Consider the following 17418-nt stretch of genomic DNA (forward strand, 5'->3'; position numbering starts at 1 on the left):
TCCGCGGACAGGGGAAGATGGGACCCGCGAGCGAAGTCCCGACCTACGCGGAGGAGTGGGCGCATGCAGCACGACCGAGCCGGGAAGCCGGCCGGCCCCGAGGACCTGATCGACGTCGCCCGGCTGGTGACGGCGTACTACGCCCTGCACCCGGACCCCGGCGAGCCCGCCCAGCGCGTGGCCTTCGGCACGTCCGGGCACCGGGGCTCGTCGCTGGCGGCGGCGTTCAACGACGACCACATCGCCGCCACCAGCCAGGCCATCTGCGAGTACCGCTCGGCACAGGGCACCGACGGCCCGCTCTTCCTGGGCGCCGACACGCACGCCCTGTCCGAACCCGCGAGGGTCACCGCACTGGAGGTGTTCGCCGCCAACGACGTGACCGTCCTCGTCGACAGCGCGGACGGCTACACCCCCACCCCGGCGGTCTCCCACGCCATCCTCACCCACAACCGGGGCCGCGCCTCGGGCCTCGCCGACGGCGTGGTCGTCACCCCCTCGCACAACCCGCCCGCCGACGGCGGCTTCAAGTACAATCCGCCGCACGGCGGCCCCGCGGGCTCGGACGCCACCTCCTGGATCCAGGACCGGGCCAACGAGATCATCACGGCCGGACTGAAGGACGTACGGCGCATCCCGTACGCGCGGGCGCTCGCCGCCCCCGGCACCGGCCGCCACGACTTCCTCGACGCCTACGTCCGCGACCTGCCCGGCGTCCTGGACCTCGACGCGATCCGCTCGGCCGGTGTACGCATCGGCGCGGACCCGCTGGGCGGCGCCTCCGTCGCCTACTGGGGCCGGATCGCCGAGCAGCACCGCCTCGACCTGACGGTGGTCAACCCGCTCGCCGACCCGACCTGGCGGTTCATGACGCTCGACTGGGACGGCAAGATCCGCATGGACTGCTCCTCGCCGTACGCGATGGCCTCCCTGATCGAGCAGCGCGACCGCTTCACCATCGCCACGGGCAACGACGCCGACGCCGACCGCCACGGCATCGTCACCCCCGACGGCGGCCTGATGAACCCCAACCACTACCTCGCCACCGCGATCGCCTACCTCTACGCCCACCGCACCGGCTGGCCGGCCGACGCGGGCGTCGGCAAGACGCTGGTCTCCTCCGGTATGATCGACCGGGTCGCCGCCGACCTCGGCCGCCGCCTGGTCGAAGTGCCCGTGGGCTTCAAGTGGTTCGTGGACGGACTGGTCGACGGCTCCCTCGGCTTCGGCGGCGAGGAGTCCGCCGGGGCGTCGTTCCTGCGCCGGGACGGCTCCGTGTGGACCACCGACAAGGACGGCATCATCCTCGCGCTGCTCGCCTCCGAGATCACCGCCGTCACCGGGAAGACACCCTCCGAGCACTACGCCGCGCTCACCGCCCGGTTCGGCGATCCCGCCTACGCCCGCATCGACGCCCCCGCCACCCGCGAGGAGAAGGCCCGCCTGGCCAGGCTGTCCCCGGCCCAGGTCACCGCCGACACCCTCGCCGGGGAGCCGGTCACCGCCGTCCTCACCGAGGCACCCGGCAACGGCGCCCCCATCGGGGGCATCAAGGTGACCACCGAGAACGCCTGGTTCGCGGCCCGCCCCTCCGGCACCGAGGACGTCTACAAGATCTACGGCGAGTCCTTCCTCGGCGCGGACCACCTCAGGCAGGTGCAGGACGAGGCCAAACTCGTCGTCCTCGGCGCCCTGGGCGGCTGACGTCGCAGCGCCGACGCCGTACGTCGGTCCCCGGGCCGGTCAGCCGCGGCCGGCCCGGGACAGTGCCACCGTCAGCCCGCGGATCTCGTAACCGTCGATGGCCTCCTGGAAGGCGACGCGCGGCGCACCGCTCATCCGCACGCCGTCGAGGGCGAACAGGCGGCTGAGGAACACGTCGGTCTCCAGCAGGGCGATGTGCGCCCCGGGACACCGGTGCGGCCCGTCGCCGAAGGAGAGCCCCGCGCCGACCGTCCCGGCGCGCTCCGGGCGGACGAGCAGCGGCTCTTCGCCCACGGCCTTCGGGTCCGCGTTGGCGTCGTCCAGGTGGACCTCGACGTACTCGCCGGGGCACACCGTCACCGGCCCGTCGGGGCCGGACAGCTCCACCGGCTCGGTCGCCCGCCTGCGCAGGCGCCCGATCACGGGCTCCAGTCGCAGCAGCTCCTGGAGCAGGGCCAGACGCCCGGTCTCGTCCGCCGTCCGGTAGTGGCCGCGCAGTTCGGCGTCCGAGAACAGGTGCCAGGCGGCCAGGCACACGAACTCGCGCGTGGTGACCATGCCCGCCGCGGCGAAGGTCAGGCACTCGCCGAGGATCTCGACGTCCGAGCAGCCCTCCGCGATCAGGTGGGAGATCAGGTCGTCGTGCTCACGGCGGCGGTGCGCGCGGACGGCCGGGCGCACGTCGGCCAGGTGGATGCGCAGCCAGTTGGTGTTCTGCCGCACCAGCCAGTACAGGCCCCGGACACTGGTCAGTCCCGGCTCGCCGAACTCCTCCGGGAAGAACCGCTCCAGCCTGCGGCGGATGCCGGGCCTGCTGTAGCGCAGCCCGACGACCTCGCTCACCACGCCGACGGCCAGACCGAAGGCGAGGTCGGACAGCGGGGCCTCGCCGGCCGAGCGCAGGACGGCCAGCTGCTCCTCGGCGATCCGGACCATCGGCTCGCGGTAGTGCTCGTCCACCCGGCGGGGAGTGAAGTAGCGGGCGGTCTGCCTGCGGTGCTCCCGGTGCTCGGGGCCGTCCCGGTACAGCACGGGCCGGCGGACGCGCGGCGGGAGCTTCTCCACCGTCTCGATGCCGAGACCGGCCTGCACGGTGCCGGGACCGCGCAGCAGCGCCCGCGCGACGGCGAAATCGTGTACCTGCCAGGTCCCGTCCGCCGCCCGGTCGACCGGGCACGCGGGCCCGGCCCGGCCCCGGTCGGCCTTCCGCGCGGAGACCCTTCCGTCCTGCACCACGTGGCCACCCCCCACTCCGGCCGTGCGGCCCCGGCGGCCACCCGGCTCGACGACGTGGTCAACAGGATCGGCCACCCGCGCGACGCCGGCCAGCCCCGGAATCCGCCGAGTCGGACGGTGCCGGAATCCGCCGGCCGGGCGGCCGTACACCTGCCGGGCCGGACTGCCCGGAAACCGGGTGCGCCGACCGGGCCGCCGTGCGAGGCTCCGCCGGTGGACCGTCAACAGATCTCCCGACTCGCCCATGCCGACCACCCGATCGCGGCACCGCTCGACGACGACTCGGTACGCCGGCTCCTCGCCCGCGCGGTCCCCGGCGACGGTGCGCGCGTCCTCGACCTGGGCTGCGGCGGCGCCGAGTGGCTGCTGCGGGCCCTCGCCGAGCATCCACGCCTCACGGCCGAGGGCGTCGACGTCTCCGCGAGCGCGCTCGACCACGCCCGCGAGGCCGCGGCCCGGCTCGGGGTGGCGGACCGTCTGACGCTGCACCATGGGAACGCCGCGCGGTTCACCGCCCCGCACCGCTTCGACCTGGTCCTCTGCGTCGGCTCCACGCACGCGTTCGGCGGCCTGTCCGCCACCCTCGCCGCCGCACGCGAGCACCTGGCGCCCGGCGGACGTGTCCTGGTCGGCGACGGATTCTGGGAACGCGAGCCGTCCCCCGAGGCCGTCGACACGCTCGGTGACCTCGACGACCTGCCGACCACCGTGGACCGGGTCGTCGCGGACGGCTGGACGCCCGTGGGCGGGCACATCAGCACCCGCCGGGAACTCGACGACTACGAGTGGGCCTGGACCGGGACACTGGCCGCGTGGGCCCTGGACCACCCCGCCGACCCCGACCGCGCGCAGGCACTGGAGACGGCCACCGCCCACCGTGACGGGTGGCTGCGGGGCTACCGGGACTGCCTGGGCTTCCTCTGCCTGGTCCTGCGCCCGACGGAGGCCTGACGCCTGCGCGCCGCACGACTCCGTGGGGCGGGTGATGTTTGCCGGATTCGGGGGTAGACGGGTCGGCGTAACGGTCAAGGCTCAGGAAGAGGGCGGATCGGATGGACGGGGCTGCCCACACGGGGGACCGGCGCAGAGACGGGTCGGTCAAGGTTTCGGCGGAGTACCAGGGCATGCCCGGCGACATCGCCAGGGGCCGGGAACTGGCCCGGCGGTTTCTGACACGCGTGCGCGCGGCGCAGGGCGCCCCGGTGTCCGACCGCGCGGTGGAAGTGGTGCAACTGGTGGTCAGCGAGCTGCTGACGAACGCCTGCAAGTACGCGCCCGGCCCCTCGCTGGTCGATCTGGAACTGGCGGAGGACCGGGTGGAGGTCACGGTGTGGGACAGCGAACCGGTGCTCCCGGTGCCGGGACCCGCGGACCCCGGCCGGGTCGGCAGACACGGGCTGGAGATCGTCATGGCCGTCTGCGAGAGCTTCGAGGTGCACCGGGAGCCGGTCGGCAAGCGCATGAGGGCCGCCGTGGGACTCGCCGACGACCTGAACGGCACGGCCACCCTCGGCCGCCCGGCCTGACCCGGCCGGTCCGACTCGCCCGGTCCGACCTGTCCGGGAGGACGCGCCCCGCGCGCGGCGACGGGACCGCCCGGAGGCGACGGTTGCCCGTCCCGGCGGCGGGCCCTGCTCGGCGCGGCGGCGCGGCGCCTGCTCGCGTGGTGGCGGGGGGGGTGCTGCGGACGGTGCGCGGCACCTGCTCGCCCGGTGGCGGTGCTCGCTCTCGGCGGTCGTGCAGCAGGTGCGTGGGCGCCGACCGGGCAAGCGCTGGGCGGTGTCGTAGGAGGTGGCGCGATGGCGGGACCCTGGTGGGCGGTGGCGTGGCACCCGCCTGCGCGGCGGGGCATTCCGCTCCGGGCCGTGACCTGCCACCGGCGTGCGTGGTGTTGGCCGCCCCGTCCCGCGTGGTGACGGGACACCGCCGTTCACCGCCCGGCCCCCGCTACAGCGCGCCGGGCCGGTGGTCCCGGGACCGGAGGCGGTAGACGACGGAGCGGCGCAGGGGGCCCTCCGGGATCTCCGGGTCGTCGAAGTCCTCGGCCGGATCGTAGGTCATGCCCAGGCGGTCCATCACCGCCCGCGAGCGCAGGTTGCCGGCCGCGGTCACCGCGAGGACCTCCGGCAGCCCGAGTTCCTCGAAGGCGTGGGTCACCGCGGCACGCGCGGCCTCGGTGGCAAAGCCGTGCCCCCAGGCCGGACGGGCCAGCCGCCAGCCCGCCTCCACCCCGGTGAACGGCATGCCGTCCTCCACGGGATCGAGCCCGGCGAAGCCGATGAACTCGCCGGTGGCGGCGATCTCCACCGCCCACCAGCCCCAGCCCCGCCGGTCGAGGTCGGCCTGGAAGCCGGCCACGGACGCCTCGCTCTGCGCCCGGGTCAGGACCTCGGGGAAGTACGCGCGGACCACCGGGTCGGCGTTCATCGCCGCCCACGGGTCCAGGTCGGACGCCCGCCAGCCGCGGAGCACGAGACGATCGGTTCGAAGTTCGGACATCACGTGAACGTACGGGACGCGGGCCGGGCCGGGCGACCGGATTACGCACCCGCGATCCGCCTCCTCGGCCGTGCGGAGCGGTTCATCACCGCCCCCTGGGGAACCTGGCGGGATGGACGGCATCGGAAGGCTGTGAGGGTCGTGACGTCACGCTGGGCGGGCCACCAGGACGGCGAGGAACCAGGGCACGACGCGGCGGACGAGGCGCACGGTGCGGCGGACGCGGCGCACGGCGTGCCCGAGCCCGTGGAGCCCGACTTCTCCCGCGCCGTCCTGCGTGCTCTCGGCGCCGGAGTCCTCACCCTCGGCCCCACCGCCCGGATCACCTCGGTCAACCCCTGGGCCGAGCAGCTGCTGGGACGGTCGGAGCAGGAGATGCTCGGGCACGACGCACACGACCTCCTGCACCGGCACGCCGACGGCAGCCCGGTGCAGCGCGAGCGGTGCGCGCTGCGCCGCCCGCTGCACGGGGTGCCCGCCGAGGAGGGCAGCGAGGAGTACTTCCAGCGGGCCGACGGCACCACGGTCCCCATCATCTGGGCCGCCACCCCTCTCGTCCGCGACGGACGGCAGCAGGGGCTGGTGCTCGTCTTCCACGACTTCAGCCTGCACCGCAGCGCCGCCGAGGAGACCGAGGCGCGGACCACCGCCCTGGAGGCACTCACCGCCCAGCTGCACCTGGTCGCCGAGATCTCCACCGTGCTGGTCCCCACCGAGCGCACCTCCACCACCCTCCGCCGGCTCGTGCGGCTGCTGGTGCCGGAACTGGGCCAGTGGGCGGCGGTCGACGTCTACCCGGGCCAGTCGGACCTGCTGGAACGGGCGGCGGTACGCAGCAGCACCCAGCCGGACCGGGCCAGACCCCTGCGCGGGCCCATGACCTCGCTGCCGGACCAGGCCCGCGCCGCGCTCACCCTGCTCATCAAGGGCGACCGGCCCGTCCCGCTGAAGGCCGACGACCTGTTCCGGGACCCGGAGCACCCGCTCGCCGCCACCCACCGGGTGCTGTTCGAACGGCTCGGCGGCCACGCGGCCGTCGCCATCCCCCTGCGCACCCGCCAGCGGTCCTACGGCATCCTGACGGTGGGCCGCGCCGGGGAGCGCCCCGCCCACACCGAGGCCGAGGTCGCCCTGCTGGCGGACATCGGACGCCGCGTGGGACTGGTCCTGGACAACGCCCGGCTCTACCACGAGCAGCAGAACGTCGCCGAGACGATGCAGCGCCAGCTCCTGACCCCGCTTCCGCAGGTCGACCACCTCCGGATGGCCGCCCGCTACTGGCCCGCCGAGAGCGCCATGGAGGTCGGCGGCGACTGGTACGACGCCTTCCTCCTCGGCGACGGCGTGATGGCCCTGGTGATCGGGGACGTCGTCGGACACGATCTGCAGGCCGCCGCCCACATGGCCGAGGTCCGCAACATGCTGCGCGCCCTGGCCTGGGACCACCAGGAGCCGCCCAGCGTGATCATGCGCCGGCTGGACGAGGCCGTGACCAACACCAGCGACGCGCCCATGGCCACCCTCGTGTTCGCCCGCGTCGAAGGGGCCGAGGGCGGCCCCTGGCGGCTGCACTGGGTGAACGCCGGCCACCCGCCGCCCCTGCTGGTCACCCGGGACGGCACGACGCGCTTCCTGGAGGGCGGCCACGGGCCGCTCATCGGCATGAGCGCCACCCTGCGCCTCGGCCTGAACTGGCCCGACACGCGCGAGGAACTCCCGCCCGAGAGCATCCTCCTGCTCTACACCGACGGCCTGGTCGAGAGCCGCGACCGTCCCATCGACGTGGGCATGGACCAGCTCCGCCACCATGCCGGCGTACTGGCCCGGCGGGCGGACAGGGTGAGCGTCGACGACTTCTGCGACGAACTGCTCGCGCGCATCGCGCCCCGCGGGGACGACGTCGCCCTGCTCGCCCTGCGCCTGCCCGCCGCCGGCATGGGCGCGCCCGGCGACACCGAGCCGCCCCCGCCGCCCCAGTCCGGGCAGAGCGAGGCCGCCCCCGACCGGGCCGCTCCCGGCTCCCTGCGCCAGGAGGCCGAGGTGCAGGACCCGACCCACGTGGACCCGGAGGAGTAGCGGACCCCGGGGGGTGCGCGGGCGGGGGTGACAGGCAGTCGCGGGGTGACACCCCGTCCGGACCGCCCCAACTCCACAACCGCCCGGACCAGTTCGCGGCCCGGCGGGAAGCGGGCCCGGCACCCGAACGGGCGGCGTCTTCACCCGGCTGAGCGCCTTGAGTGGTGCGAGACGGACGGCGGGCTGACGGTGATTCACGTCGGGGCCGGGTCACCTCAGCTGACGAAGCACCAGCTGCCCGGCCGTGACGGAAGGAACCACAGATGCGTTCTGCTCGGATGCTCCTGACCACGGCGGCGGCCTCGGCCGTCTTCGTCCTCGGTGCCCCCGGCGCCTACGCGGCGGCCGGTGGCGACTGGGACCACGACGACTCTTCCTACAGCAAGGAGCACGACAACGGAAGCAAGCACGACGAGCCGCGTGGCGGCATGCACACCGGCGGTGGCGCGCTGGCCGCGGTGAACGAGGGCGACTGGGACCACGACGAGGCGTCCTCCGGCAAGGAGCACGACAGCGGAAGCAAGCACGACGAGCCGCGTGGCGGCATGCACACCGGCGGCGGTGCGCTGGCCGCGGTGAATGAGGGCGACTGGGAGGGCGGCGGCCGCGAGTCCAAGGAGGGCGGCTCGCAGACCTACCAGCAGGACGAGGGCGAGAGCTCCAGGGGCGGCGGTGAGCACGAGAAGCCGCGCGGCGGCATGCACACCGGCGGTGGCGGACTGGCCACGCCGACCACGACCGCGGGCGGGCTCGCCGTCCTGGCCGTCGCCGCGACCGGCCTGTACGCCGTCCGACGCAAGAAGTCGGCTCACGGAGTGGCGTAAGCCGTGCCGGGCGCGATAGCAGCCGGGCCGCCACCCAGGAACCACGGGGCGGCCCGGCTCGCCCCCTCCGCCCACCCTCCGCCCCTCGTGTCCGTTCTGCCGCCGTGTCCCAGTGAGGTCGTCCCCGATGTCAGTCCCCCCCTCCGCCCCCGCCCCGGCCGACGACGAGACGACGACCGGTCAGGGCTCCCGCTCCGGCCTGATGGTGCTGTGCGCCGTGGCTCTGCTGATCCTGGCGGTGAGCCTGGTCGGCGGCAACGACACGTCCGCCGACTCCTCCCGCCCCCCGCTGCCCGCGCACCCCGGCACCACCGCCTCGTCCGCCCCGCCCGCGACCGGCGCGGCCGACTCCGCCCTGCCCCGGTCGAAGCCGGTGCGCCTGCTGATCCCGGAGATCTCCGTCGACGCCCCCTTCACCGACCTCGCCATCGGCGACAAGGGGCAGCTCCAGCCGCCGCCGGCCGGTGACACCAACCTCGTCGGCTGGTACGCCAAGGGCGCCTCGCCCGGCGAGAAGGGCACCTCGATCATCGCCGGACACGTGGACACCAAGACGTCGGCCGCCGTCTTCGCCCGCCTCGACCAGCTCGACAAGGGCGACAAGTTCCAGGTCCGGCGCGCGGACGGGCGCAAGGCGACCTTCGTGGTCGACAGCCTGGAGACCTTCGCCAAGGACGAGTTCCCGAGCGACCGCGTCTACGGCGACGCCGACCGGCCCGAGGTGCGACTGATCACCTGCGCGGGCGACTACGACCACAAGGTCAAGGACTACACGGACAACCTGGTCGTCTTCGCGCACCTCGCCTGAGGCCGCGTACCGGGCCGGCCGCGGTGCCGGTCACCCGCGCACCGCACACGAGTCGCGCGCCGTCGGGGCCGGCCACAGGATCGAGGAGCCGGCGCCGCATCACCGCGGCCGACGTTCGGACCCGCCCCCCGCGAAGGAGATGTGCGCAGGATGACCACCACGCCCACCCGTGCTTCCGAACCGCTGACGCGACAGCTGTCGCACCAGGTCTCCCAGTCCGTGTTCGACGGCTCCCGGCTGCGGGTCGTCCTGCTGGTGGAGGTCTACGACGGAGCCCAGCAGCAGTTCCTCGAGACGTACGAGAACCTGCGCAGCCACGTCGAGTCCGTCCCCGGGCACATCGGCGAGCAGCTGTGCCAGTCCATCGAGAACCCCTCCCAGTGGCTGATCACCAGCGAGTGGGAGAGCGCGCCGCCGTTCCTGAACTGGGTGAGCAGCGAAGAGCACGTGCGGATGGTCAAGCCGCTGCACAGCTGCGTGCGGGACACCCGGTCGCTCCGCTTCCACGTGGTCCGCGAGACCGGCCACCCGTCGAGCGGCGCCGATCCCGCCCGGGGCGGACTGCAGGCCGCGCCCCGCGTCGGCGACGGCGTCATCCGGCACGCGCTCACCTTCACGGTGAAGCCGGGCAGCGAGGAGGCGGTCGGCAAGATCCTCGCCGACTACGCCTCTCCCGAGCCGCGGGTCGACGACACCACGCGTCTGTGCCGCACGTCCCTGTTCCTGCACGGCAACCGCGTGGTGCGGGCCATCGAGGTGCGCGGCGACCTGCTCGCGGCCCTGCGGCACGTGGCCGAGCAGCCCGAGGTGCGGGCCGTCGAGGAGGCCATCAACCCGTACCTGGAGCAGGACCGGGACCTCGGCGACCCGGAGTCCGCCCGGGTGTTCTACACGCGGGCGGCGCTGCCCGCCGTCCACCACGTGACGGCGGGGGAGGAGCAGGACCTGGCGCAGCGGCACGCGCTGTCGTACCCGGCCCGTCCGGGCTGCGGCATGCGGCTGGCCGAGTTGCTCGCCGAGCGCGACGAGGCGGCGGCCAGGGATCCGCGCAGCCCGGTCCTGTGCAGCACGATCTTCCAGCGCGACGACGTCGTGGTGCGGCTGGTCGACGTACGCGGGGACCTCCACGACGGCGATCCCGCGGTGACCCTCGGCCTTCCGGACCCGGGCCGGGTGTCCGAGCTGACGACCCTTCTGGACGGCTTCACCGACGCCGGTTCCCCCACCGGAGGCGGACTCGTCCGCGCGCTGGAGGGCGCCCGGATGGCGCTGGTCACCGACCGGCGTGCGCCGGACGCCTGACCGGTCCGTACCCACGCGTCGGCCGCCGGACCGCCACCGTGCGGTCCGGCGGCCGACGCGCGTGCGGGCCCCGGGTCAGCTCACTTCGGCACGGTGCAGTCGAAGGCGTGCAGGTACGGGTTGACCGGGCGGATGTCGTCGATGACGAGGCCCGCGTCGGTCAGCCGGCCGACCATGCTGTCGGTGGTGTGCTTGGCACCGCCGACGTTGAGGAGCAGCAGCAGGTCCATGGCGGTGCTGAACCGCATCGACGGGGTGTCGTCGACGAGGTTCTCGATGACGACGACCCTGGCCCCGGGACCGCCGGCCGCCATGACGTTACGCAGGGCGCGGGCGGTGCTGTCGTCGTCCCACTCCAGGATGTTCTTGATGACGTAGACGTCGGCCCGCACCGGGATGGTCTCGCGGCAGTCGCCCGGCACGATGCGGACGCGGTCCGCGAGCGCACCGCCCTCGCGCAGCCGGGGGTCGGCGTTCTCCACCACCCGCGGCAGGTCGAGCAGGGTGCCCTGCATGGCCGGGTACTTCTCCAGCAGGCTGGCCACCACGTGCCCCTGCCCGCCGCCGATGTCGGCGACCGAGCTGCTCGCCGACAGGTCGAGGAGGGCTGCGACGTCCTGGGCCGACTGCCGGCTGGACGTCGTCATGGCACGGTTGAACACCTCGGCCGACTGGGGCGCGTCCTCGTTGAGGTAGGTGAAGAACTCCTTGCCGTACAGGCCCTCGACGACGTTGGAGCCGGTGCGCACCGCCTCGTCGAGCAGCGGCCAGGCGTCCCAGGTCCACGGTTCGGTGCACCACAGGGTGATGTTGCGCAGGCTGTGCGGGTCGTCCTCGCGCAGCAGGCGGGACATGTCGGTGTGCGCGAAGGTCCCGTTCTTGTGCTCGGTGAAGACGCCGTAGCAGGTCAGGGCGCGCAGCAGCCGGCGCAGCGGCTTGGGCTCGGTCTTCACCGCGGCCGCGAGGTCCTCCACGGCCATGGGGGTGTCGCCGAGCGCGTCGGCGACGCCGAGCCGTGCGGCCGCGCGGAGGGCGGCGGCACATGCCGCCCCGAACACGAGCTCCCGCAGCCGCATGGGCGGGGGTGGGGCAGTCTGTGCGGTCGTCATGTGCCGCCTTCCTTCCTTCTTCGGTCCATGGGCCTTCTTCGGTCCACGGGTGGTTACGGCCGGCTCAGCACAGGCCCGCGGGCTTGGAAGCGCCGCAGGTGTTGCCGGTGAAGGTGTTGCTCTTGCCGGTGTCGCCGGTCCCGGCGTTGACCAGGTCGGCGGGGGAGTTCTGGCTCAGCCGGTTGCCGTTGACCTCGTTCTTCGAGTTGGCGGTGCCCACCATGCTGGAGGCCAGGACGATGCCGCCCGACATCGACGACGTGCCCGAGTTGCCCTCGACCGTGTTGTCGGCGACCAGGACCTTCTCGACGCCGGTCAGGACGATGCCGGAGCCCTGGAGGGCCTCCAGCCGGTCGGTCTTCGGGCAGGACTTGTTGTTGCGCAGCACACGGTTGTCCCGCACGACCAGGTCACCGGCCTTGGGCGTGTTCTCGTCGCCGACGACGAAGACGCCCGCGCAGTTGCCGGTGATCTGGTTGCCCGCGACGGCGAGGTTGCGCAGGCGCCGGACGGTGACGCCGATCCGGTTGCCCTCGAGCCGGTTGTGCGCGACGAGGGTGCCCTCGGTGTCGGCGGCGCCTTCCTCGGCCTTGATGTTGTTGGCGAGGAAGATCCCCGCGTCGCCGTTGTCGCGGGCGGTGTTGCCGCGGATGATGCCGTGGACCGACCGCTCCTGGGCGATGCCCCAGACGCCGTTCTTCACCGCGTTCACGTTCCGGACCGTCAGCCCGTCGGTGGCCATGGAGAACACGCCGGTGCGGGTGAACCCGGTCACCGTCAGGTCGGAGACGGTGATGCCCTTGACGTTCTCGTCCTTCGTGCCGATCACGCAGATGCCGTTGCCGCCCTCGGCACAGGTGTTGTCGGCGGCCTTCTGGGTGCTGGGCCTGATGACCGTGGAGCGGCCCATGCCCCGCAGGGTGAGCCCGGGGGTGCCCACCTTGACGCTCTCGTGGTACGTGCCGGTGGTGACGAGGACGGTGTCGCCCGGCTTGGCGGCGTCCACCGCCTTCTGGATCGACTCCCCGGGGTGGACCAGATGGGTCACGGGGACGGAGAACGCAGGGGCCGCGCCGAGCCCCGTCCCGATCATGGCTGCGGTGCACACCAGGTACACGACATGGCATTTCTTCATATTGCGCACGTTATGCCGGAATTATTGGACCACGGGCGGGATGAGCCATCCGACGGCGTGTCATGAACGGCCGCCGAACCGCCGTTCGGTGGCAACCTGGGCGGCATGGGCAAGACCGCGCTGATCGTCATCGACATGATCAACACCTACGATCACCAGGACGCCGAGTCCCTGATCCCCGCCGTGGAATCCGTGCTGCCGAACGTGACCGGCCTGCTGGACCGGGCGCGGCGGCAGGGCGTCCCCGTGATCTACGTCAACGACAACTTCGGGGAGTGGCGCTCGCACCACGGCGAGATCCTCGACAAGGCCCTCTCCGGGCCGCACTCCCGGCTCGTCGAGCCGCTGAAGCCCGACGAGTCCTCCCTCTTCGTGGTCAAGGCACGCCACTCGGTGTTCTTCGAGACCCCGCTCACCTATCTGCTCCACCAGCAGGGGATCGACCGGCTCGTGCTGTGCGGGCAGGTGACTGAGCAGTGCGTGCTCTACTCGGCGCTGGACGCCCATATCCGCCATCTGCAAGTCATCGTTCCGCGTGACGCGGTCGCCCACATCCACGCCGATCTGGCGGACGCGGCGCTGCGCATGATGGAGCGGAACATGGGCGCCCGGGTGTGCCACAGCGGCGAGTTGTGGACGTGAGACGACCCGCCGCCGGACCGGCGGCGGGTCGCGTGCCCGGCCTCAGCCGCGCAGGCTCCGTACGGGCAGGACGACCTGCGCCGCGGAGGAGAGCGTGTCCGCGTGGTTGGCGAAGGCGGCGACCGCCTCGCCGTCGCCGGGCTCGCCCCCGGACCAGGGGCGGGTGGCGAAGATGAGACAGGCGTACCCTCGCCGGTCGACCGCCGCCCGCCACTGCGGGGTGGGCACGAACTGGGCGTTGACCCCCGGCATGGTGAGGGCCGCCGCACCCGGTACGACGAGCAGGCCGATCGGCAGGCCGGGCAGGACGGTGCCGTCCAGGACGGTGTCGCCGCCCACCGCGAGTCCGGAGCGGCTCAGCAGCCCCTCGACGGCGGCCGGGGCCGCCTCCGGGCCGCCCTCCCCGTCGCCGAGCGAACAGGCGAGGAGGAAGGGGACGTCGCCGTCGGGCGTCTCGCGGCTCCAGGACATGATGACGAGGGTGCCGAGGTCGGCGGTTCGCAGGGGGCGCGGGTCAGTGGAGATCGAGGTCACCGCGAAACCGTAAGCGCGCGCGGCGACGCGCCCACCCGGCCGTCACCCGACTGGGCGACACCCTGGCCCTTCTTCATACGAATCTTCACACGAACGAGGGGCCGCGGGCGCCTCGCCCGTCAGTGCTGCGACAGCCGTCCGCGGATGTCGTCGAAGTGCCGGTGCACGGCCGTCTCCGCCGCCTTCGCGTCGCCCGCGCGCACGGCCTCGACGATCCTGGCGTGCATCCGGGCCAGTTCCTCGCCGTCGGCCGCCGCGCCGATCCCCTGCGCCTGGGTGCGTACCCGGTGGAAGGCGCTCCAGAAGGCGTCGAGCAACTCGCTGAGCAGGTCGTTGTCCAGCGAGCGGTGCAGCGCCCGGTGAAAGGCGCGGTCGGTGCGCGCCGCGATCTCGCCCGCCTCGCGCACCTCGGTGTGCATGGTCTCCACCAGCGCGTCCAGCTCGGCCAGGTCCTCGGCGGGCAGCCGGCCGGCCAGCTGGTGCATGAGCCCCGCCTCCAGCGCCTCGCGCAGTTGCAGCAGTTCGAGCAGGCTGCCCTGCCCCCGGCGGTGCCCGACCACCGTGCGGAAGGCCATGGCCTCGGTCATCGGCTCCAGCGACATGGTCCCGACGTAGGTACCGAAGCCCCGCCGGATCTCGACGATGTGCATGGCCTGGAGGGACTTGAGTGCCTCGCGCAGCGAGTTTCGGCTGACGCCGAAACGCTCCATCAGCTCCGTCTCGGTGGGCAGCGGGTCGCCGGGGCCGAGGCCCTGTTCGACGATCAGCTCCTTGACCCTCTCCTCGGCGTCGGCGGCGACCGAGCGCATGTGACGTCCCCTCTCGACCCTTGACATCCCCTGCTCTGCCATGTGTCACTCTAACAGGACGTGGGACATCCTACGTCCCCGTCACCAGGGCCTCGGCACGCTGCTGCGTGCCGCCGTCCCGGGACGAGAACAGCACGACCTGGAGTACCGCATGCCCATCCCCACGCCGCTGAGCGGCGTCGTCCCCCCGGTCATCACCCCACTCACCCCGACGGGGGAGGTGGACACCGCCTCCGTGCGCCGGCTCACCGAGCACCTGATCACGGCCGGTGTGCACGGCCTGTTCCTGCTGGGGTCCAGCGGCGAGACCGCCTACCTCACCGACGCCCAGCGGCTGACCGCCCTGGAGGCCGCAGCCGACGCCGCCGCGGGCCGGGTCCCCGTCCTCGCCGGGGTCATCGACACCACCACGGCCCGGGTCCTGGACCGGGCGGCCGACGCGGTCCGGGCCGGCGCCGACGCGCTCGTGGCCACGGCGCCCTTCTACACCCGCACCCACCCCGTGGAGGTCGCCGACCACTTCCGGCGCGTGCGAGAGGGCGCCGGACTGCCGCTGTTCGCCTACGACATCCCGGTCGCCGTGCACACCAAGCTGCCCCGCGACGTCGTCCTCGACCTGGCCGGGGACGGCATCCTCACCGGGCTCAAGGACTCCAGCGGCGACGAGGGCTCCCTGCGCCGCCTGCTGACCGCACTGCGCCACCGCACCCCGGGCTTCACCGTGCTCACCGGCTCCGAGCTCACCGTCGACGGCGCGCTGCTGGCCGGCGTGGACGGCGTCGTGCCCGGGCTCGGCAACGTCGACGCCCACGGCTACGTACGCCTCTACGAGGCCGCCCGGGCCGGGGACTGGGCGGCGGCCCGGGCCGAACAGGACCGGCTCGCCGCCCTGTTCGCCCTCACCGACGCGGGCGACCCCGCCCTGATGGGCGGCAGCTCCAGTGCGCTCGGCGCCTTCAAGGCCGCCGCCCATCTGCTGGGCCTCATCGACTGCCCGGCCACCGCGGCACCACAGGTGCCGCTCGACGCACCGGCCGTCGGCCGGGTCCGCGCCCGGCTCGCCGAGGCCGGACTCCTGTGACCCCGGGACCGGGCCGGTGACCGCCGAACCCGGTCCCGTCCGCCCCGTTTCCCGCCCCGGCCCCCGCGCTCGTCCCCGACCGCCCTCGTCCCCGACCGCCCTCGTCCCCGACGCGCGTCTCCCCACCCGCAATAGGATCGCCATGTCATCTGCGCGCACCACCCCGACCTCCCCGCCCTGGTACCGCGAGATCACCCGGGAGAAGTGGAAGGCCTTCTTCGCCGCCTGGATCGGCTACCTCCTCGACGGCTTCGACTTCGTCCTCATCACGCTCGTCCTGACCGAGATCGCCGACGACTTCGGGCTGTCGACCGTCGAGTCCGCCAGCCTCGTCTCCGGAGCCTTCATCACCCGCTGGCTCGGCGGTGCCGTACTCGGCGCGCTCGGCGACCGCTTCGGCCGCAAGAGCGCCATGGTGGCCAGCATCCTGCTGTACTCGGTCGGCACCTTCGCCTGCGGCTTCGCCTGGGACTACACCAGCCTGTTCACGGCCCGACTGCTCATCGGCATGGGCATGGCGGGCGAGTACAGCGCCAGCGCCACCTACGTCCTGGAGAGCTGGCCCGCCCGGCTGCGCAACCGCGCCTCCGGCTTCCTCATCTCCGGCTTCTCGCTGGGCGGCGTCCTGGCGGCCGAGGTCTACGAGCACGTGGTGCCCGGCCACGGCTGGCGCTGGCTGTTCTACATCGGCCTGTTCCCCGTCGTCGTCGCGCTGTGGGTACGCCGGGCGCTGCCCGAGGCCGACGACTGGGAGGCGCGGGTCGGGGCGAGCGGTGAACGGCCCAACCCCTTCCGGCCGCTGTTCGCCGGCCGCCGCCGGGCGACGGTCAACACGGTGCTCGTCGTCGTCGCCACGGGCTCGCTCTTCGCGGTGTTCACCCCGCTCGGCGCCGGCGCGGTGCCCGTCCTGTCCGTCCTGGCGGCGGCCTGTCTCGTCGCCTTCGCGGTACAACTGGGAGGCCGCAAGCGGTGGGTGCTGTTCCTCGCGCTCTGCGTCACCGTGTTCTGCGCCTTCCTCTACAGCTGGCCGGTCCAGGCACTGCTGCCCACCTACCTCAAGACCGAGCTGGGCTTCAGCCCGGCACAGGTGAGCGACGCGCTCTACTACGCCGGGTTCGGCACGATGGCCGGCTGCATCGTCACCGGCTTCGTCGGCGACCGGTTCGGCACCCGCAGGGCGTACGCCTGCACCCTGGTGGTGGGCATCGCCTTCGTCTTCCCCGTCTTCGCCGTCCGGGACAGCCAACTCCAGCTGGGCATCCTGCTGTTCCTGATGCTCGCCTGCATGCAGGGCATCTCCGGGCTGCTGCCCAAGTTCATCGCCGGGCACTTCCCGACCGAGACCCGGGCCGCGTCCCTGGGCTTCACCTACAACGTCGGCGCGCTGGGCGGGGCCGTCGCCCCGGTGCTCGGCGCGCGGCTGGCGTCGACCATGTCGCTGGGTCAGTCGCTCGCCGTGCTGACCTTCTCGCTGACCCTCGTGGTGATCGTGCTGATCGGCTTCGACGTCCCGAGCCGGCTCAACCGGCTCGTCGACAAGGAGGCGGTCCCCGACTACCTCGCCGCCGAGGCGGCGGTGCCGGACGGCGCGGGGCGCATACGGTCGGCGCCGTGAGGCGGTGACGGGCGGGGGGAGGGCGCGTGCTCCGACTGGCCCAA

General features: G+C 73.3%; 16 protein-coding genes. 10 read left to right on the forward strand and 6 right to left on the reverse strand.

Going from position 1 to position 17418, the window contains the following annotated elements; all coding sequences use genetic code 11:
* Positions 1-63: 63 nt before the first annotated feature.
* Positions 64-1704 (forward strand): phosphoglucomutase (alpha-D-glucose-1,6-bisphosphate-dependent), encoded by a 1641-nt coding sequence (gene pgm, locus ACZ7MF_RS12950; protein WP_471476529.1) that lies wholly within the window; start codon positions 64-66, stop codon positions 1702-1704.
* 39 nt (positions 1705-1743) lie between these two features.
* Here pgm and ACZ7MF_RS12955 read toward each other — a convergent pair whose 3' ends face one another.
* Positions 1744-2940 carry a cytochrome P450 gene (locus ACZ7MF_RS12955; RefSeq protein WP_471476532.1) on the reverse strand — a complete coding sequence of 399 codons (1197 nt, stop codon included), beginning with the start codon at positions 2938-2940 and terminating at the stop codon, positions 1744-1746.
* 213 nt (positions 2941-3153) lie between these two features.
* Between ACZ7MF_RS12955 and ACZ7MF_RS12960 the strand changes: the two genes are divergently transcribed.
* Together ACZ7MF_RS12960 and ACZ7MF_RS12965 are read left to right on the forward strand one after the other, a co-directional pair.
* Positions 3154-3891 carry an SAM-dependent methyltransferase gene (locus ACZ7MF_RS12960; protein ID WP_471476534.1) on the forward strand — a complete coding sequence of 246 codons (738 nt, stop codon included), beginning with the start codon at positions 3154-3156 and terminating at the stop codon, positions 3889-3891.
* A 101-nt stretch (positions 3892-3992) separates the two neighbouring features.
* Positions 3993-4466: an ATP-binding protein gene (locus tag ACZ7MF_RS12965; protein WP_471476536.1), complete on the forward strand. Its 474-nt coding sequence runs from the start codon at positions 3993-3995 to the stop codon at positions 4464-4466.
* A gap of 421 nt (positions 4467-4887) precedes the next feature.
* Here ACZ7MF_RS12965 and ACZ7MF_RS12970 read toward each other — a convergent pair whose 3' ends face one another.
* Positions 4888-5439, reverse strand: a complete 552-nt coding sequence (locus tag ACZ7MF_RS12970; protein ID WP_471476538.1) for a GNAT family N-acetyltransferase — start codon at positions 5437-5439, stop codon at positions 4888-4890.
* Between the two features lie 141 nt (positions 5440-5580).
* Between ACZ7MF_RS12970 and ACZ7MF_RS12975 the strand changes: the two genes are divergently transcribed.
* From ACZ7MF_RS12975 to ACZ7MF_RS12990, 4 genes are all read left to right on the forward strand, one after another.
* A complete protein-coding gene (locus tag ACZ7MF_RS12975; protein ID WP_471476540.1) occupies positions 5581-7515 on the forward strand; it encodes a SpoIIE family protein phosphatase in 1935 nt (644 codons plus the stop codon).
* Between the two features lie 263 nt (positions 7516-7778).
* Positions 7779-8339, forward strand: a complete 561-nt coding sequence (locus tag ACZ7MF_RS12980) for a hypothetical protein (protein ID WP_471476542.1) — start codon at positions 7779-7781, stop codon at positions 8337-8339.
* 127 nt (positions 8340-8466) lie between these two features.
* Positions 8467-9147 carry a class F sortase gene (locus ACZ7MF_RS12985; RefSeq protein WP_361008840.1) on the forward strand — a complete coding sequence of 227 codons (681 nt, stop codon included), beginning with the start codon at positions 8467-8469 and terminating at the stop codon, positions 9145-9147.
* 150 nt (positions 9148-9297) lie between these two features.
* Positions 9298-10449, forward strand: a complete 1152-nt coding sequence (locus tag ACZ7MF_RS12990; protein WP_471476545.1) for a SchA/CurD-like domain-containing protein — start codon at positions 9298-9300, stop codon at positions 10447-10449.
* 80 nt (positions 10450-10529) lie between these two features.
* Here ACZ7MF_RS12990 and ACZ7MF_RS12995 read toward each other — a convergent pair whose 3' ends face one another.
* Together ACZ7MF_RS12995 and ACZ7MF_RS13000 are read right to left on the reverse strand one after the other, a co-directional pair.
* Positions 10530-11558 carry a methyltransferase gene (locus tag ACZ7MF_RS12995; RefSeq protein ID WP_471476547.1) on the reverse strand — a complete coding sequence of 343 codons (1029 nt, stop codon included), beginning with the start codon at positions 11556-11558 and terminating at the stop codon, positions 10530-10532.
* 64 nt (positions 11559-11622) lie between these two features.
* The gene (locus tag ACZ7MF_RS13000; RefSeq protein ID WP_471476549.1) at positions 11623-12693 is read right to left on the reverse strand and encodes a right-handed parallel beta-helix repeat-containing protein; all 1071 of its coding nucleotides are present in this window, start codon (positions 12691-12693) and stop codon (positions 11623-11625) included.
* Between the two features lie 105 nt (positions 12694-12798).
* Here ACZ7MF_RS13000 and ACZ7MF_RS13005 point away from each other — a divergent pair, with 105 nt between their 5' ends.
* Entirely contained in the window at positions 12799-13335 is a 537-nt protein-coding gene (locus ACZ7MF_RS13005) for a cysteine hydrolase family protein (protein ID WP_471476551.1), read from the forward strand.
* A gap of 42 nt (positions 13336-13377) precedes the next feature.
* On the opposite strand, the gene ACZ7MF_RS13010 is transcribed toward ACZ7MF_RS13005, so the two are convergent.
* Entirely contained in the window at positions 13378-13869 is a 492-nt protein-coding gene (locus ACZ7MF_RS13010) for a DUF5949 family protein (protein WP_471476554.1), read from the reverse strand.
* 119 nt (positions 13870-13988) lie between these two features.
* The gene (locus ACZ7MF_RS13015) at positions 13989-14678 is read right to left on the reverse strand and encodes a FadR/GntR family transcriptional regulator (protein WP_471476556.1); all 690 of its coding nucleotides are present in this window, start codon (positions 14676-14678) and stop codon (positions 13989-13991) included.
* Between the two features lie 151 nt (positions 14679-14829).
* Here ACZ7MF_RS13015 and ACZ7MF_RS13020 point away from each other — a divergent pair, with 151 nt between their 5' ends.
* Positions 14830-15759 (forward strand): dihydrodipicolinate synthase family protein, encoded by a 930-nt coding sequence (locus ACZ7MF_RS13020; protein WP_471476558.1) that lies wholly within the window; start codon positions 14830-14832, stop codon positions 15757-15759.
* 142 nt (positions 15760-15901) lie between these two features.
* Positions 15902-17374, forward strand: a complete 1473-nt coding sequence (locus ACZ7MF_RS13025; RefSeq protein WP_471476561.1) for a sialate:H+ symport family MFS transporter — start codon at positions 15902-15904, stop codon at positions 17372-17374.
* Positions 17375-17418: the final 44 nt, after the last annotated feature.

This window comes from Streptomyces sp. NPDC111628, from assembly GCF_055635195.1.

Excerpts from the sequence above, each read along its gene's own strand:
- ACZ7MF_RS12965 (WP_471476536.1), top strand. The coding sequence starts at position 3,993 with ATGGACGGGGCTGCCCACACGGGGGACCGGCGCAGAGACGGGTCGGTC.
- ACZ7MF_RS13000 (WP_471476549.1), bottom strand. The coding sequence starts at position 12,693 with ATGAAGAAATGCCATGTCGTGTACCTGGTGTGCACCGCAGCCATGATC.
- ACZ7MF_RS12980 (WP_471476542.1), top strand. The coding sequence starts at position 7,779 with ATGCGTTCTGCTCGGATGCTCCTGACCACGGCGGCGGCCTCGGCCGTC.
- pgm (WP_471476529.1), top strand. The coding sequence starts at position 64 with ATGCAGCACGACCGAGCCGGGAAGCCGGCCGGCCCCGAGGACCTGATC.
- ACZ7MF_RS13015 (WP_471476556.1), bottom strand. The coding sequence starts at position 14,678 with ATGCGCTCGGTCGCCGCCGACGCCGAGGAGAGGGTCAAGGAGCTGATC.
- ACZ7MF_RS13020 (WP_471476558.1), top strand. The coding sequence starts at position 14,830 with ATGCCCATCCCCACGCCGCTGAGCGGCGTCGTCCCCCCGGTCATCACC.
- ACZ7MF_RS12985 (WP_361008840.1), top strand. The coding sequence starts at position 8,467 with ATGTCAGTCCCCCCCTCCGCCCCCGCCCCGGCCGACGACGAGACGACG.
- ACZ7MF_RS13005 (WP_471476551.1), top strand. The coding sequence starts at position 12,799 with ATGGGCAAGACCGCGCTGATCGTCATCGACATGATCAACACCTACGAT.
- ACZ7MF_RS13025 (WP_471476561.1), top strand. The coding sequence starts at position 15,902 with ATGTCATCTGCGCGCACCACCCCGACCTCCCCGCCCTGGTACCGCGAG.
- ACZ7MF_RS12990 (WP_471476545.1), top strand. The coding sequence starts at position 9,298 with ATGACCACCACGCCCACCCGTGCTTCCGAACCGCTGACGCGACAGCTG.
- ACZ7MF_RS12970 (WP_471476538.1), bottom strand. The coding sequence starts at position 5,439 with ATGTCCGAACTTCGAACCGATCGTCTCGTGCTCCGCGGCTGGCGGGCG.
- ACZ7MF_RS12995 (WP_471476547.1), bottom strand. The coding sequence starts at position 11,558 with ATGACGACCGCACAGACTGCCCCACCCCCGCCCATGCGGCTGCGGGAG.